This is a genomic window from Actinomadura parmotrematis (genome assembly GCF_019458805.1).
In the GTDB taxonomy this organism is placed as follows: Bacteria; Actinomycetota; Actinomycetes; order Streptosporangiales; family Streptosporangiaceae; genus Spirillospora; species Spirillospora parmotrematis.
Window position 1 is genome coordinate 1 of record NZ_JAIBOA010000006.1, and the last position, 15,651, is coordinate 15,651.

The 15,651-nt window shown below is 76.0% G+C and carries 12 protein-coding genes; 6 read left to right on the forward strand and 6 right to left on the reverse strand.

Annotated elements, in window-relative coordinates:
• Nucleotides 1-88 precede the first annotated feature (88 nt).
• Nucleotides 89-760, forward strand: coding sequence for a TetR/AcrR family transcriptional regulator (locus K1Y72_RS10805; protein ID WP_220165709.1), 672 nt, complete (start codon nt 89-91; stop codon nt 758-760).
• A gap of 10 nt (nt 761-770) precedes the next feature.
• On the opposite strand, the gene K1Y72_RS10810 is transcribed toward K1Y72_RS10805, so the two are convergent.
• The 4 genes from K1Y72_RS10810 to K1Y72_RS10825 all read right to left on the reverse strand — a co-directional run bounded on the left by K1Y72_RS10810 (nt 771) and on the right by K1Y72_RS10825 (nt 5,116).
• Nucleotides 771-1,463, reverse strand: coding sequence for a hypothetical protein (locus tag K1Y72_RS10810; RefSeq protein ID WP_220165710.1), 693 nt, complete (start codon nt 1,461-1,463; stop codon nt 771-773).
• Nucleotides 1,464-1,551: 88 nt separating this feature from the next.
• A complete protein-coding gene (locus tag K1Y72_RS10815; RefSeq protein WP_220165711.1) occupies nt 1,552-3,315 on the reverse strand; it encodes a S9 family peptidase in 1,764 nt (587 codons plus the stop codon).
• Between the two features lie 49 nt (nt 3,316-3,364).
• The gene (locus K1Y72_RS10820) at nt 3,365-4,303 is read right to left on the reverse strand and encodes a serine hydrolase (protein WP_258572273.1); all 939 of its coding nucleotides are present in this window, start codon (nt 4,301-4,303) and stop codon (nt 3,365-3,367) included.
• A 90-nt stretch (nt 4,304-4,393) separates the two neighbouring features.
• Nucleotides 4,394-5,116 (reverse strand): MerR family transcriptional regulator, encoded by a 723-nt coding sequence (locus K1Y72_RS10825; RefSeq protein WP_308287000.1) that lies wholly within the window; start codon nt 5,114-5,116, stop codon nt 4,394-4,396.
• Between the two features lie 109 nt (nt 5,117-5,225).
• Between K1Y72_RS10825 and K1Y72_RS10830 the strand changes: the two genes are divergently transcribed.
• Entirely contained in the window at nt 5,226-5,417 is a 192-nt protein-coding gene (locus K1Y72_RS10830; protein ID WP_220165715.1) for a hypothetical protein, read from the forward strand.
• 48 nt (nt 5,418-5,465) lie between these two features.
• Here the strand turns inward: K1Y72_RS10830 and K1Y72_RS10835 are convergent, their stop codons facing one another.
• Together K1Y72_RS10835 and K1Y72_RS10840 are read right to left on the reverse strand one after the other, a co-directional pair.
• The gene (locus tag K1Y72_RS10835; RefSeq protein WP_220165717.1) at nt 5,466-5,750 is read right to left on the reverse strand and encodes a hypothetical protein; all 285 of its coding nucleotides are present in this window, start codon (nt 5,748-5,750) and stop codon (nt 5,466-5,468) included.
• A 139-nt stretch (nt 5,751-5,889) separates the two neighbouring features.
• A complete protein-coding gene (locus tag K1Y72_RS10840) occupies nt 5,890-6,813 on the reverse strand; it encodes a LysR substrate-binding domain-containing protein (protein ID WP_220165719.1) in 924 nt (307 codons plus the stop codon).
• An 89-nt stretch (nt 6,814-6,902) separates the two neighbouring features.
• On the opposite strand from K1Y72_RS10840, the gene K1Y72_RS10845 reads away from it, so the two are divergent.
• From K1Y72_RS10845 to K1Y72_RS37110, 4 genes are all read left to right on the forward strand, one after another.
• The gene (locus K1Y72_RS10845; RefSeq protein WP_220165721.1) at nt 6,903-7,916 is read left to right on the forward strand and encodes a pyridoxal-phosphate dependent enzyme; all 1,014 of its coding nucleotides are present in this window, start codon (nt 6,903-6,905) and stop codon (nt 7,914-7,916) included.
• A 175-nt stretch (nt 7,917-8,091) separates the two neighbouring features.
• The gene (locus K1Y72_RS10850; RefSeq protein ID WP_220165723.1) at nt 8,092-11,004 is read left to right on the forward strand and encodes a helix-turn-helix transcriptional regulator; all 2,913 of its coding nucleotides are present in this window, start codon (nt 8,092-8,094) and stop codon (nt 11,002-11,004) included.
• A 167-nt stretch (nt 11,005-11,171) separates the two neighbouring features.
• Nucleotides 11,172-13,631, forward strand: coding sequence for a M4 family metallopeptidase (locus K1Y72_RS10855; RefSeq protein WP_220165725.1), 2,460 nt, complete (start codon nt 11,172-11,174; stop codon nt 13,629-13,631).
• A gap of 70 nt (nt 13,632-13,701) precedes the next feature.
• Entirely contained in the window at nt 13,702-15,603 is a 1,902-nt protein-coding gene (locus K1Y72_RS37110) for a M1 family metallopeptidase (protein WP_220165727.1), read from the forward strand.
• Nucleotides 15,604-15,651 lie beyond the last annotated feature (48 nt).

The following is a 15,651-nucleotide window of genomic DNA, read 5'->3' on the forward strand; positions in this document are numbered from 1 at the left end:
CGCACCCCGCGCCCGCACCCCGCGGCGCCGGGCGGGCGCCGGTTCGGCGGGTCGGCGGAGCGGGGGTGGTGGGCCGTAGGCTGGCGGGATGACCGAGGAGACCAAGGCGGTGAAGTCCGAGCAGACGCGCGCGCTCATCGTGGAGACGGCGCTCCGCCTGTTCCGGGAGCGCGGCTACGAGGCGACGACCATGCGCGCCATCGCCAAGGAGGCGGGTGTCTCGGTCGGCAACGCCTACTACTACTTCAGCTCCAAGGAGGAGCTGATCCAGGCCTACTACGACGAGCTCCAGGAGGAGCACCTGGAGGCGTGCCGGGCGGTCCTCGCGACCGAGCGCGACTTCGCGCCGCGCCTCCTCGGCGTGCTGAGGGCCCGGATCGACACGATGGTGCCGTACCACGCGTTCGCCGGGAAGTTCTTCAAGTTCGCCGCCGAGCCGACCAGCCCGCTGAACCCCTTCAGCTCCGAGTCGGGTCCGGCCCGCGAGTCGGCGGTGGCGATCTACCGGCAGGTCGTGGACGGCTCCACCCTCAAGATCGACTCGGAGTTCCGGCAGGAGCTGCCCGAGCTGCTCTGGCTGTACTCGATGGGCGTCGTCCTCTACTGGGTGCACGACGGCTCGCCCGGCTGCCGCAAGACCTACCTGCTGGTCGAGCGGACGGTGCCGCTGGTGAACCGGATGGTGTCGATGTCGCGGCTGCCGGGCTTCAAGTCCGTCACCCGCGAGCTGGTCGGCATCATCCGCGACGTCCGCGACTGACGGCGGACCGTCAGCGGGCCGGCTGGAACAGCAGGTCCCAGTGGTCCTTCTCGCGGGCGAGGACGGTGCCGGCGGGCGCGCGGTACAGGTCGGCGCGGTCGCTCGGGCGCTGCCCGGCGGGCCGGTAGCGGCGGGTGACGAAGCGGTCGGTGCAGCCCGTCGGCATGACGTCGATCTTGTAGCCGGTGCCGTGGCTGTAGAGGCCGGGGGCGTGGCCGCGTTCGGTGCCGCCGGAGACGGTGAGGGGGCAGCGGCTGTCGGCCTGGAAGGCGAGGAGGCCGCGCACGGTGCCCCAGCGGAGCCCGTCGAAGGACGTGCAGTCGGTGCGGGCGCGGTCGGCGCAGTGGCCGTTGGAGCGCCAGCGGATGCCGTGCGCGCGCAGGATCCATTCGGTCGCGCCCTGCCGCAGCGGGGTGGTGCGGGCGAGGCGGCCGGCGCGCGGGGCGGCCGCCGCTTCGGCCCGGACGGCGCGGGCGGCGGCGACGCGCGGCGCGATGGCGAGGCGGGTGCGGGGGAGCAGGACGGTCTGCGCGGCGCTGTCGCCCGCGCCGCGCAGCAGCGTCGCCGAGCCGATGGCGATGGCGCCGACGGCGAGCGCCGAACCCGCCACCAGCAGGTCGCGGCGCCGGGCGGACGGCGCGCCGCCGGCGCCGCCCGCCGTGCCCTGTTCCGGGACCGTGCGCGTCCGGTCGTCCGGCGTCATGTCGTCTCCCCCTCGGTCGCGGTGCCGGGGGGCGCCGAGAGGAGGGATCCCCCCGCGGACGATCTTGTAAACGCGGGGGCCGGGCCGCCTACCGGGGCAGGTGCGCCTCCGCGAACGCCATCTCCGCCGCCATCTGCTCGATGCGCTCCTCGACGACGAGCGAGCCGTGCCCGGCGTCGTAGCGGTACACCTCGTGGGGCCGGCCGAGCTCGGCGAGCCGCCCCAGGTAGTTGTCGATCTGCCGGATGGGGCAGCGCGGGTCGTTCTCCCCGGCGAGGACCAGGACGGGCGCCCGCACCTCCTCGACGTAGGTGATCGGCGACGACTCCCGGTACCGGTCCGGGACCTCCGCGGGCGACCCGCCGAACAGCGACCGGTCGAACGCCTGGAGCCCCTCCATCTCGTCCTCGAACGCCGCGACGTAGTCGGCGACGGGCACGGCGGCGACCGCGACCGTCCAGTCCTCGGGGTGGACGCCGATGCCGAGCAGCGTGAGGTACCCGCCCCAGGACCCGCCGGTGAGGACGAGCCGCTCCGGGTCGGCGAGGCCGGACGCGACGGCCCAGTCGCGGACGGCCTTGACGTCCTCCAGCTCGGTCAGCCCGACGCGGCCCTCGATGGCGTCGCGCCACGCCGACCCGTAGCCGGTGGATCCCCGGTAGTTGACGCGGACGACGGCGAAGCCGCGGTCGATCCACGCCGCGACGGACGGCACGAACGAGTCGTCGTCCTGCGCCGTCGGCCCCCCGTGGACGTCGAAGACGGTCGGGAACGGCGCCGTTCCCGAGGACGGCCGGCTGACGAGGGCGTGGACGCGTCCCGCCGGCCCCTCCACCCAGGCGTCCTCGACGGGCACCGACGGCGGCGCGGCCGGCCCGGGCGGGGTGAGGACGACGCCGCCCGCCGTGGAGCGGATCACCGGCGGTTCGGCGGCCGACGACCAGGAGAACTCGACGGTCCCGTCGGGGCGGGCGGTCGCGCCGCCGATGACGCCGCGCGGGGTGTCGATGCGGGTGAGGGCGCCGGCGGCGAGGTCGTAGCGGTACAGCTCGTCGCGGCCCTCGTGGGAGTGGGAGACGAGCAGCGCGGCGCCGCCGGGGTACCAGTCGGCGCCGGTCTCGCCGGGCAGCCCGAAGTCGAGCTCGTGCTCGGTGCCGGCGACCGGGTCCCAGACGAGGACCTCGTCGACGCCGCGCCGCTCGTGCGCGACGAGCAGCCGCGGGTCGCCGGGCACGGGCGAGAACCCCGACCCGTAGACGCCCTTGCCGGGCCCGTCCCACAGGTCGGCGACGGTGGAACCGTCCGGGCGGACGACGCGGAGCGCCATGTGGCGGCTGTCGCCGTGCTCGCTGTGCCCGATCGCGATGAGCGTCTCGTCCCGCGACAGGCCGGCGACGTGGGCGTCCTCGGCGTGCCGGTAGAGGGTGACGGGCTCGGCGCCGGGGCGGCAGAGGTGGACGCTGTTGCCGTCCTCGCCGGTGCGGCCGATGACGGCGAGGCCGGACGCGCCGCGCGCGAGGCCGGACGGGTAGGACGGGCCGAGGCCCGGGACGGCGGGCTCGCCGCCGGCGTCGCCGAACGGGACGCGCATCCAGACGCCGAACTCGTCGCCGTCGGTGTCGGCGAACCACCACACCGATTCGCCGGACGGGTCGACGCCGCCCATCCAGGTGCCGTTCGGGCGGTCGGTGACCTGCCGCCGCTCCCCGGTCTCCCGGTCCCAGGAGTAGATCTCCCAGGTGCCGGTGGCGTTGGAGCGGTAGGTGCTGCGGTGCGGGGCCTCGGCGGCCCAGCCGGGCAGGCTGATCCGGGCGGCCCGGAACCGCGCCTTCCAGCGATCTTCATCGATCATGGGGCCAGTATCGCCCGCCGGGCGGTGCCCGCGCGGAAAGAGCCGCGGGTCAGGCGTCCGGCGGCACCGATCCGTCGGAGGTCTCGGCGGCGCCCGGCGCCCGCTCCCCGGCGGGATCGGCGGCGCGGAGGCCGGGGTTCAGGTCGCGGTGGACGGCGCGGGCGACGCGCTCGATGGTGGCGACGCCGTAGGCCATCGACGGGGTGTCGCGGGTCAGCACGACGATGGTGTAGTCGCGGTCGCGCCCGTCGAACGCGCCGAGGCTGTGCACGCGCCAGACGCGGCCGTGCCGGGGCAGCCAGCCGTTCTTGACGTGCCAGCCGGCGCCGGCGGGCCGGCCCGCCGGGGTCCCCCACCGCTGCGCGGGCACGACGCGGTGCATGAGGCCGAGGACGTAGGCGCGGTCCGCGGCGGCGAGGACGGCGTTGCGGCGGGTGAGGAGGGCGAGGAGGCGGTCCTCGTCGCGGGCGGTGATCTGGGTGAGGCCCCAGTAGCGGCCGGGGCCGGGGACGGTGCGCGCCATCCCCGCCAGCGTCAGGAACCGGGCGAAGCGGGCGCGGCCGACGCGCCGCCAGAGCGCGGACGCGGCGCCGTTGTCCGACCGGGTGATCATCGTGGTGGCGAGGGCGCGCTCGGCGGCGGTGAGCCGCCGCCCGTCCTCGCGCGCCCGCCGGAGCAGCGCGGCGAGGATCGTCACCTTCACGGTGCTCGCCGCGTCGTAGCGGCGCCCCGCGTCCACCGCGCAGCGCACGCCGTGCACCCGGTCGCGGACGGCGACGGACGCGACGCCGGCCCGCCCCTCCAGCGCGTCCCGGATGTCGGCGCCGAGGCGCCGCGCCAGATCGGGACGCGCCGCCGACGCGCACACCGCGTCCGCCGTCCTGACCGCCGCTGCGGGCTGCGGCGGCGGTTCCGCCGCGGCGGTCCCGGCGAGCGCCGCGGCGGCGAGCAGGACGGCGGACGCGCGCGGGCGAGGGCGGCGAAGCATCCCGCCACGCTAGTGACGACCGCTCTGACCTGCGCGGACGCGACACGGGCCGGGCGCGTAAAGGCTCGGTCTCCTCCCGGAGAGCCGGGCTCAGGCCGGTCCGGCGAGGTCGCCGAGGACGGCGTCGACCGCCGCCTTCACCTGCCGGTCCATGGCCCGCGCGAAGCCCGCCTCCACCGACACCTGCGCGCCCGGCCGCAGCCGGTCGAGGGTCTCCCCGAAGTCGCGGTCGGCGATCCGCCCCACCAGGTGGTCGGTGATGACGCGGACGAAGCGGGCCGCGAGCTCGTCCATGCCCGCCTGCAGGTCGCGGCTCACCGCGAGGACCTCGGCGAGGGGGACGCCGGCGCGGACGATCGCGACCGTGGCGTCGAGCTGGCGGCGGCTCCAGTGCGTGACGAGGTCGCCGTTCACCTCCAGGTGCCCGAGCGCGACGGCCTGCTCGACCTCCGCCGGACCGGCCTGACCGGGGAACAGCGCGGTGAGCTCGGCGAGCGTCATCGTCACCGGCGTCTCGGTGGACCAGGGCGTGGTGACGGCCCGCTCCACGCCGAGGACGGCGTCGATGTCGCGGCCCTGCTCCCACGCCGACAGCAGCTCCCGGATGCCCTCCAGGGTGTGGCCGCGCTCCAGCAGGCTGCCGATCATCCGCAGCCGCGCCACGTGCTCGGCGGAGTACAGGCCGATGCGGCCGACGCGGCGGGGCGGCGGCAGGAGGCGCCGCTCCTGGTAGTAGCGCAGCGTCCGGACCGGCACGCCCGACACCTCGGCCAGCTCGCCGATCCGGTACTCGCGGTCCGTTTCGTCGCTCACGGCCGCAAGCATAGTTGCGGGCCGCGCCGCCCCCGGACGACCGACCGGGGCCGGCCGGGCGCGCTGCGCTACTCTCGGCCCGTCCCCCCCCCCCCCAGGAAGGACGCCGATGACGAAGGTCCCCGCGCTCGCGCTCGCCGCGGCCGTGCTCGCCGCCGGGCTCACGGGCTGCGGCCAGAAGCGCTGGTGCGAGCACGACGCCACCGACACCAAGGTCAGCGACCGGTACTGCAAGAACCACGTGCCCGGCTACGAGTGGGAACACGGGGACTACAAGAAGAAGAAAAAGAAGAAACACTGAGCGGGACGGCCCCCGCGGTCGGGACGACCGGCGGAGCGTCCCGCCCCGTCAGGTGAGGGAACGTTCCATCTGGACGCGTTCGGCCTCCAGGCAGGTCGCGACGGTGCGGAGCGCCCAGCGCATGCGGGCGGCGTAGCCGTCGGGGTGGTCGCCGGCCTCCTGGGCGACGGCGGCGGCGCAGGCGGCGCCGTCGCCGCCGCAGGCGCAGAGCCGCTCGTCGATCGCGGCGCGGACCTGCGCGGGCGAGGGCGCCTCGGACTCCTGAAGGCAGGAGGTGAACAGGAGCCTCGCCAGTTCGGCCGTGGTCGCGGTGCCGGATGTGGTGGTGGACATCGGATGCCGTCCTCCTCCGTCGGGGGCGGTGCTTGCCCGTCGCTCGTGCGACGCCGCCCTATCTCTGACTGTGACGCCGCGACGGACTCATCGCCATGGGGGAGAACCCTGAAACCGCCCTGGGCCGACCCCTACCCCGCTAGCGGCACAGAAGTGACGAAAAAGGCATATCCGGGAAGGCGGCGGGCCGCACCGCCGCCCGCAGCGCCGCCCGGCAGGCCGCCACCGCCGGATGGCCCTCGCCGCCGCGCCGCGCCGCCGTGAAGATCCGCCTGGTCCGGCGGCCCGCCGGCAGCCGCCGCAGCGGGACCGGGGACGCGCCCGGCACGGCCGTCCGGACGAGGTCGGGCAGCAGCGCCGCCGCGTGCCCGAGCTCGGCGAGGCGCCGGTGCAGCAGCAGGTCGCTGGACTCGAACCGCACGTCCGGCTCGAACCCCGCCGCGCGGCAGAGCGACGTCGCCCAGTGCCGGGCCGCCGACCCGGCGGGCTCCATCACCCACGGCAGGTCCGCGAGGCCGTCCTCGTGCGCGCCCGCGGGGAGCGCGAGGCGGATCTCGTCCTCGCAGAGCTCGGCGTACTCGATCCCGGCCGGGCGCGGCACCGGGTCGCCCGGGTACTCCTCGGTGAGGACGAGGTCGACGTCGCGGGCGAGCAGCGCGGGCAGCGCCGCCTCCGGCTCGGCCTGCACCACCTGCACGCGGAGCCGCGGGTGCGCGTCGCGGAGCGCGGTGAGCGCCGCCGGGACGAGCTCCAGCGCCGCCGTCTGGAACGCCGCGACCCGCAGCGTCCCGGTGAGCTCGGCGAGGGACGCCGCGATCTCGGCCTCGGCGAGGTCCAGCCGCTCCAGCACCGCCTCGGCGTGCGCGGCGAGGATCTCGGCCTGCGGCGTCAGCCGGACGCGCCGCCCGGCCGGCTCCAGCAGCACCGCGCCGACCTCGCGCTCCAGCACCGAGAGCTGCTGCGAGACCGCCGACGGGCTGTAGGAGAGCGCCTCGGCGACGGCGGCGAGCGTGCCGCGGTGCTTCAGCTCGCGCAGCAGCCGCAGCCGGTGCAGATCCAGCACCCCGGACCCCTATTCGTCAGCCGAGCTTACGGGTATCGCTCGGAAAGATTCGCTGGACCGATCATCCCTGGTCGCGGCACCCTACCCCCATGCCCGCCGCCACCGCACCCGCTCCCACCGCTCCCTTCTCCCGGCCCGCCGCGCGCGCTTGGACGTGCGCCCCGCCGCCCGCCGCGGACGTCGCGGCCTTCCACGCCGCGCTCCCCGGCTACGCGCCGACGCCGCTCGTGGAGATCCCCGACCTCGCCGCCGAGCTCGGCGCCGCGCGCCTGTTCGTGAAGGACGAGTCCGCCCGCCTCGGCCTGCCCGCCTTCAAGATCCTCGGCGCGTCCTGGGGCCTGCACCGCACCTGGCGCGGCGAGCGCACCCTCCTCGCCGCCACCGACGGCAACCACGGCCGCGCCGTCGCCGCCCTCGCCCGCCAGCGCGGCCTCGCCGCCCGCGTCCACGTCCCCGAGGGCGTCCCGGACGCGGCCCGCGCCGCGATCGCCGCCGAGGGCGCCGAGGTCGTCGCCGTCAACGGCTCCTACGAGGAGGCCGTCCGCCGTGCCGCCGCCGAGGCGGGCCCGGACGCGCTGCTCGTGCAGGACACCGCCGTCCCCGGCCACGACGACGTCCCCGCCCGCATCGTCGAGGGGTACAGCACCCTGTTCACCGAGATCGACGCGCAGCTCGCCGCCGCCGGCGCCGCGCCCGCCGGGCTCGTCGCCGTCCCCGCGGGCGTCGGGTCGCTCGTCCAGGCCGCCGTCACCCACTACCGGAGCGGCCCCGCCCGCCCGTCGGTGCTGGCCGTCGAGCCGGCGGACGCGGCGTGCGTCCTCGCCGCCCTGCGCGCCGGCGCGCCCGTGACGCTCCCCGCGGCGCGGACCGCCATCGCCGCCCTGAACTGCGCCGAGGTGTCCGCCCTCGCCTGGCCCGTCCTCGCCGCCGGGCTGGACGCCGCCGTCGCCGTCACCGACGCGGACGCCGCCCGCGGCGCCCGCGACCTCGCCGCCCACGGCGTCACCGCCGGACCCTGCGGCGGCGCCGCCCTCGCGGGCGCCCGCGCGACCGCCCCCGCCGCCGGGACCGTCGTCCTCCTCAGCACGGACGGGGCGCCGTAGCGCAACGGAAACACGCGGCCCGCGCGGCGCGCCCGCCCCGCCCGCGCAGGTCGCGGCGCCGCGGCCGCCGCCCCCGCCGGGAGATCTTGACGGGCCCGTTGACCGGCCCCCGGGAGTGCAGTACGTTCCGGCCGGAACGCGTGCTCGACAGGAGCTGTCCGGAGGACCCGCGCAAATGGGACGTGCGGCAGGGCCGGCCGGGGGCCTGACCGGCGGCCTGGCCACGAGCGGGCCGCCGGCCCCGCCCGGCGGAGCCGGGGACGGGCTCCCGCGCGCCCCGGGCGGCGTCGTCGGGATGGCCGGCCTCATCGCCGAGGCCCGCGGGTACCTGGACGGCGGCGGGTCGGTGTTCCTGTCCGGGCCCGCCGGCATCGGCAAGTCCACCCTCCTCGGCGCCCTCGCCGACGGGTTCGCCGGCCGCACCGTGCTGCGCTGCGCGCTCGCCGAGTCCGAGAGCCACCTGCCGTTCCTCGGCCTCATCGACCTGCTGTCGCACACCGGCGACGAGGTGCTGGAGCGGCTGCCCCCGCACGAGCGCGCCGTGCTGCGGTCGGCGCTGCTGCGCGGCGACGACCCGGCGGGGGAGCGGGCCCTGCTGTCGCTCCGCGTCGCCGTCCTCGACCTGTTCCGGGTGCTCTGCGCCGAGCGGCCCGTCCTGCTCGTCATCGACGACGCGCAGTGGCTGGACCGGCCGAGCGCCGAGCTGCTGTCGTTCGTGGCGCGCCGCGCGGGCGGCCTGCCGATCCGCGCGCTCGCCGCCGTCCGCTCCGAGTCCGGCGGCCTGGCCCGGCACGGGTTCTGCCCGCCGCCCGTCCGGACCCTGCGCGTCCCGGTGATGACGGCGGGCGAGGTCGCCGCGCTGCTCGGGCCGCGCTGGCCGCGCCCCATGGTCAACCGCATCCACGAGGTGAGCGGCGGCAACCCGTTCTTCGCGCTGGAGCTCGGCCGCGCCCTCACCGAGGGCCTCGCCGACGGCGCGCCGCCGCCCGACCCCGGCGAGCAGCTCCCGCTGCCCGACAGCCTGCGCGAGCTGATGCTCGACCGGCTGCGGCCGCTGCCCGCCGGCGTCCGCCGCACCCTGGTCACCGCGAGCGCCGCCGCCCGCCCCACCGTCGACCTGCTCGTGCGGGCCGGCCGCGCGGACGCCGCCGCCGACCTCGGCGAGGCCGCCCGGCACGGCATCGCCGAGGTGGGCGCGGGCCGGCTCGTCCGGTTCGCGCACCCGCTGCTCGCCGCCGTCGCCTACGCCGAGGCGCCGCCCGCCGACCGGCTGAGCGCCCACGCCGGCCTCGCCGAGGCCGCCACCGACCCCGTCGAGCGGGCCCGCCACCTCGCGCTCGTCGCGCCCGGACCCGACGCCGGCATCGCCGCGACCCTCGACGAGGCCGCCGCCGCGGCCCGCCGCCGGGGCGCGCTCGCCGCCGCGTCCCGGCTCGGCCGCCGCGCCGCCGACCACACCCCCGCCGACGCCGAGGACGCCCGCGCCGGCCGGCTCCTCACCGCCGCCGAGGACGCGAGCGCCGCCGGCGAGTACGCCCTGGCCCGCCGCATCGCCCAGGAGGTCCTCGCCGAGGCCGCCACCCCCGCCCGCCGCGTCCGCGCCTGGTTCGTGGTGATCGACTCGGCCGGGCAGGCCCTCGCCGGCCTCGACGACGTGTTCGCCCGCGCCCTCGACGACGCCGGCGACGACCCGCACCTGCTCGCCCCCCTGCACTACCGGCTCGCCTGGCGGAGCTGGCTCGCCGAGGGCGACGCCCGCACCGCCCACGGCCACGCCGCCCGCTCGGCCCGCCTCGCCGCCGCCGCGGGCGACCGCCGCACCGAGATCCTCGCCCTGTCCAAGCAGGCGTCCCTCGCGATGTTCCTCGGCCGCCCCGACCTCGACGCGACCCTCGCCCGCGCCCTCGCCGAACCCCAGGACCCGCGCGTCACCATCGACCACAACGGGCCGACGTTCCAGCGCCAGCGCCACCACCTCCTCAACGAGCGCCTCGACGAGGCCCGCGCCGTCATGCAGGCGTTCGTCCACCAGGTCCGCCAGCGCGGCTCGGTCGAGTCCCTGTCGAACCTGCAGACCAACCTCGCCCGCATCGAGATCCACCGCGGCCGCTGCGACCGCGCCCTCGACCTGGCCCGCCACGGGCTCCGCCTCGCCGAGGACACCGGCCTCAGCCAGGGCCCCGCGCTCTGCGCGCTCGCCCTCGCCGAGGCCGCCGGCGGCGACCTGGACCGCGCCGCGATGGCCGCCGACCGCGCCCGCTGGCACAGCGAGGACGACGGCGACCTGTCGTTCGTCCCGCAGGCCCTCTACGCCGACGGCCACATCCGGCTGCTGCGCGGCGAGGCCGCCGAGGCCGCCGCGCTGCTCCGCCGCGTCCGCCGCCTAGAGGAGGCGCAGGGCCTCCGCGACCCCGCGATGCGCCGCTGGCACGGCGACCTCGCCGAGGCGCTCGTCGCCGCCGGGCACCTCGACGAGGCCGGCGAGCTCATCGACGCGACCCGCGCCCTCGCCGCCCGCCTCGACCGGCGCGCCGTCCTCGCCGTCATGGCCCGCGCCGCCGCCCTCGTCACCGACGCCCGCGGCGACCCCGCCGCCGCCGCGGCCCGCCTCCGCGACGTCGCCGCCGCCCTCGCCGAGACCCCGTTCCGGCTGGAGGAGGGCCGCACCTGGCTCGCCCTCGGCCGCGCCCGCCTCCGCGGCGCCGACCCCGCCGGGGCGCGCGCCGCGCTCCGCGAGGCCCGCCGCGTCTTCTCCCAGGCGCGGGCCCGGCCCTGGCTCGCGCTCGTCGCCGCCGACCTCGACCGGGCCCGCGACCTCGACCACGCCGTCCGCGCCGGCGACCCCGGCCCCGGCCGCCCGGCCGCGCCCGGCGGGCCGCTCGGCGGCCTCGGCGAGACCGAGGCCCGCATCGCGCTGCTGGTCGCCGAGGGCGCCACCAACCGCGAGATCGCCGCCCGGCTGTTCGTCAGCGTCAAGACCGTCGAGGCCGCCCTCACCCGCACCTACCGCAAGCTCGGCGTCCGCTCCCGCGTCGACCTCGCCCGCCTCGCCGCGGGCGCCGCCGGGCGCCCCCCGGCGGGCGGATAGGGATTTCCCTACGGCCGCCGGCCGCTCCTTCACCCGCCGCGCCCCGCCTCGGAGACTCCTCGTATCTGAGATGCGGCGAAACGCCCCGAAATGTCACCCAGGACGAAGGAGACCGCCCGCCGCTCTCGCCCCTCCCCCCGACCCCCCTAAGGCGAGAGGTTCTCACGATGAGCCGTCGAAGAATCGCGATGGCGTCCGGCGCCCTCCTGCTGACCGCAGGCGCCGTCGCCGTCCCCGGAACGGCCGCCACGGCCGCGCCGGCCGCTCCCGCGCCGAAGCCCGGAACCGCCGGGCCCGGCGCCTTCAGCAAGGCGCCCTTCACCGTCGACCCGCCGCCCGCCACCCGCAAGAAGGCCATCGACAACGCGAAGAAGGCGCTGTCGGCGCACGCCAGGCAGGCGCACACCGTCTCCGGGCACGCCTTCACCGCCCGCTCGGTGGTGGTGGACGCCAACGGCGCCGCCGACGTCCGCTTCGACCGCACCTACAAGGGCCTGCCCGTCTACGGCGGCGACCTGATCGTGCACCTCAAGCCGAACGGCGCCTACGAGGCGCTGAACACCGCCGCCCCCGCGACGCCCGCGGTGTCGACCACGCCCAAGGTGGCGGCCAAGGCGGCCGCCGCGACCGCCCGCTCCCAGGTCAAGGGCACCGTCACCGCCACCGGCAAGCCCGCCCTCGCCGTCTGGAACTCCGGCCGGTCCTCCCAGCTCGTCTGGGAGACCGTCGTCCGCGGCACCCTCGAGGACGGCACCCCCACCGTCCTGCACGTGCTCGTCGACACCCACAAGGGCACCGTCGTCAGCACCCGCGACGAGGTCCACTCGATGCTCAGCCCCGCCCAGGCCGCCAAGGCCGCGCAGGCCGCCGGCGCGCCCGCCAAGGCGCTGACCGCCGGCACCGGCAACAGCATCTACAGCGGCACCGTGTCGATCGACCTCACCCAGTCCGGCAGCACCTGGACGATGAAGGACCCCTCGCACGGCAACGGGTACACCACGAACCTGAACCACGCCACGAGCGGGACCGGCACCACCTTCTCCAACACGACCGGCACCTTCGGCAACGGCACCAACAGCGACCCCGCGTCCGCCGGCGTCGACGCCCACTACGGCGCCGCCAAGACGTTCGACTACTTCAAGAACGTCCACGGCCGCAACGGCATCTTCGGCAACGGCGCCGGCGTCCCGTCGCGCACCCACTACGGCAACGCCTACGTCAACGCCTTCTGGGACGGCAGCCAGATGACCTACGGCGACGGCTCGGGCAACGCCCGCCCGCTCGTCGAGCTCGACGTCGCCGGCCACGAGATGAGCCACGGCGTCTCCGGCGCCCTCACCGGCTGGGACGAGACCGGCGAGACCGGCGGCATGAACGAGGGCACCAGCGACATCTTCGGCACGATGGTGGAGTTCTACGCCAACAACGCCAGCGACACGCCCGACTACACCATGGGCGAGCTCATCAACATCAACGGCGACAACACGCCGCTGCGGTACATGTACCAGCCGTCCCTCGACGGCGCCTCGCCCAACTGCTACACCAGCGGCAACGGCAGCCTGGACCCGCACTACTCGATGGGCCCGCTGAACCACTGGTTCTACCTGCTCGCCCAGGGCAGCGGGAACCACGGTTACGGCAACAGCCCGACGTGCAACAGCTCCACCGTCACCGGCCTCGGCAACGACAAGGCCGCCAAGATCTGGTACAAGGCGCTCGCGTCCTACGCCAGCAGCAGCGAGAACTACGCCCGCGCCCGCACCGACTCGCTGAAGGCCGCTGCCGACCTGTACGGCACGCACTGCACCGAGTACAACACCGTGGACGCGGCCTGGGCCGCCGTCAGCGTCACCGGCACCGACCCGGTCCCCGGCACCTGCTCCACCAACCCCGGGTCGCCGTCGGTCACCAGCCCCGGCAACCAGACCGGGACCGTCGGGACCGCCGTCAGCCTGCAGATCAGCGCGTCCGACCCGTCCGGCGGCGCCCTGACCTACAGCGCGACCGGCCTGCCCGCCGGGCTGACGATCAACGCCTCGACCGGCCTGATCTCCGGCACGCCGACCACCGCCGGCACCTCGACGGTCGTGGTGACCGCCAAGAACGCCGCGAACGCCACCGGCTCCGCCACCTTCACCTGGACGATCAACCCGGCCGGCGGCGGGGGCACCTGCTCCAGCCCCGGCAACAAGGTGACCAACGGCGGGTTCGAGAGCGGCACGACCCCCTGGACCACCACGTCCGGCGTCGTGTCCGCGAACGGCTCCGGTGAGACCGCCCGCACCGGCACCCACTTCGCGTGGCTGAACGGCTACGGGTCCGCCCACACCGACAGCGCCACCCAGTCGGTGACGATCCCCGCCGGCTGCAAGGCGAGCCTGTCGTTCTACCTGCACATCGACACCGACGAGTCGGGGTCGACGGTCTACGACAAGCTCACCGTGAAGGCCGGGTCCACGACCCTCGCCACCTACTCCAACGCCAACGCCGCCACCGGCTACGCGCTGAAGACCTTCGACGTCTCCGCGCTCGCCGGCCAGACGGTCACCCTGTCGTTCAGCGGCACCGAGGACGCCTACCTCCAGACCAGCTTCGTCCTCGACGACGTGTCCCTGACCGCCTCCTGATCCCGCTCCCACGCCCCGGGCACGGCTCCTCCCGGCCGTGCCCGGGGCCTCCCCCTCTCTGGAGGTCCCCGTGAAACGAGCACTCGGGGCCGCCGCCGCGGGCCTCGCCGTCACCGCGAGCGTCGTCGTCCCCCCGGCGGTCTCCTCGGCCGCCGCCCCCCGCACCGCCCCCGCCGCCCCCGCCGCCCTCGCCGACTGCGCCGCCGCGCAGGTCGTCGCCAACGGCGGGTTCGAGAGCGGCACATCGCCCTGGACGACCACGTCCGGCGTCGTGTCCGCCAACGGCTCCGGCCAGACCGCCCACGCCGGCACGCACTTCGCGTGGCTGAACGGCTACGGGTCCGCCCACACCGACAGCGCCACGCAGACCGTCACGATCCCGGCGGGCTGCACCACCGCCAAGCTGTCGTTCTACCTGCACATCGACACCGACGAGTCGGGGTCGACGGTCTACGACAAGCTGACGGTGAAGGCCGGGTCCACGACACTGGCGACCTACTCCAACGCCGACGCCGCCACCGGCTACGCGCTGAAGACCTTCGACGTCTCCGCCCTCGCCGGGCAGACCGTCGCGCTGTCGTTCACCGGCACCGAGGACTCCGGCGCGCAGACCAGCTTCGTCGTCGACGACGTCGCCCTCGACGTCGGCGGCGGCACCACCACCCCGACCCCGACGCCCACGCCGACGCCGACCCCGACGCCGACGGGCGACGCGACGCGCACCCCGGCGTCGCCGTCGTACACGGTGAACCTGACCAGCGACACCGCCGGCACCACCTGGACCGGCCACCAGAGCGTCACCTTCACCAACGCCTCCGCGACCCCGCTCGCCGAGGTCTACCTGCGGCTCTGGGACAACTACCACGGCACCTGCCCGTCGAACACGCCGATCACCGTCACCAACGTGACGGGCGGCACAGCGGGCGCCCTCACCGTGAACTGCACCGCGCTGAAGGTGACGCTGCCCGCCGCGCTCGCGCAGGGGCAGACCGGCACGGTCGGCTTCGACCTGAAGATCGTCGTGCCGAGCGGCGCCGACCGGTTCGGCCACGACGGCGCCTACAGCTTCATCGGCAACGCCCTGCCCGTCCTCGCCGTCCGCGACGCCGCCGGCTGGCACCTGGACCCCTACACCAACAACGGCGAGTCGTTCTACAGCCTGATCAGCGACTTCAAGGTGACGCTCGACCACCCGACGTCCCTCGCCGTCCCCGCCACCGGCACCTCCGTCGACACCCCCGGCACGAGCGGCCGGACCATCACCACCGCGACCGCGACGAAGGTCCGCGACTTCGCCTGGGCGGCGGGCGCCTTCTCCAAGCTGTCGGGCACCTCGCCCGGCGGCATCAAGGTCAACGTGTACTGGGTGAGCGGCATCAGCCAGTCGTCCGCGCAGTCCATGCTGAACACCGCGACCGCCGCCCTCGACGCGCACGCCGCCCGCTTCGGCGCCTACCCCTACGGGGAGGCCGACGCGGTCCTGGACAACAACTTCTGGTTCGGCGGCATGGAGTACCCCGGGTTCGTCCTCGACCTGGTCAGCTCCACCGCCCTCGCCCACGAGTTCGCCCACCAGTGGTGGTACGGCATCGTCGGCGACGACGAGTACACGAGCCCCTGGCTCGACGAGGCGTTCACCGACTACGCCACCGACCTGTACTTCGGGAACACCGGGACGAACTGCTGGTCGAACGTGTCGTGGGCCTCGGCCGACGAGAAGATCACCAACTCGATGGCGTACTGGGACGCCCACTCCTCCCGCTACTCCACCGTCGTGTACGGGTACGGCAAGTGCGCCCTGCACGACCTGCGGCGCGTGATCGGCGACACCGCCATGGCGAACCTGCTCCGCACCTACGCGCAGGCGCACTGGTACGGCGTCTCCACCACCGCCGAGTTCAAGGCCGCGGCGCAGGCCGCCACGACCACCGACCTCACCTCCTTCTGGACCCAGCACCGCATCGCGGGCTGACTCCCGCCGGACGCCGCCCCCGGAGCGCTCTCCGGGGGCGGCGCCCCG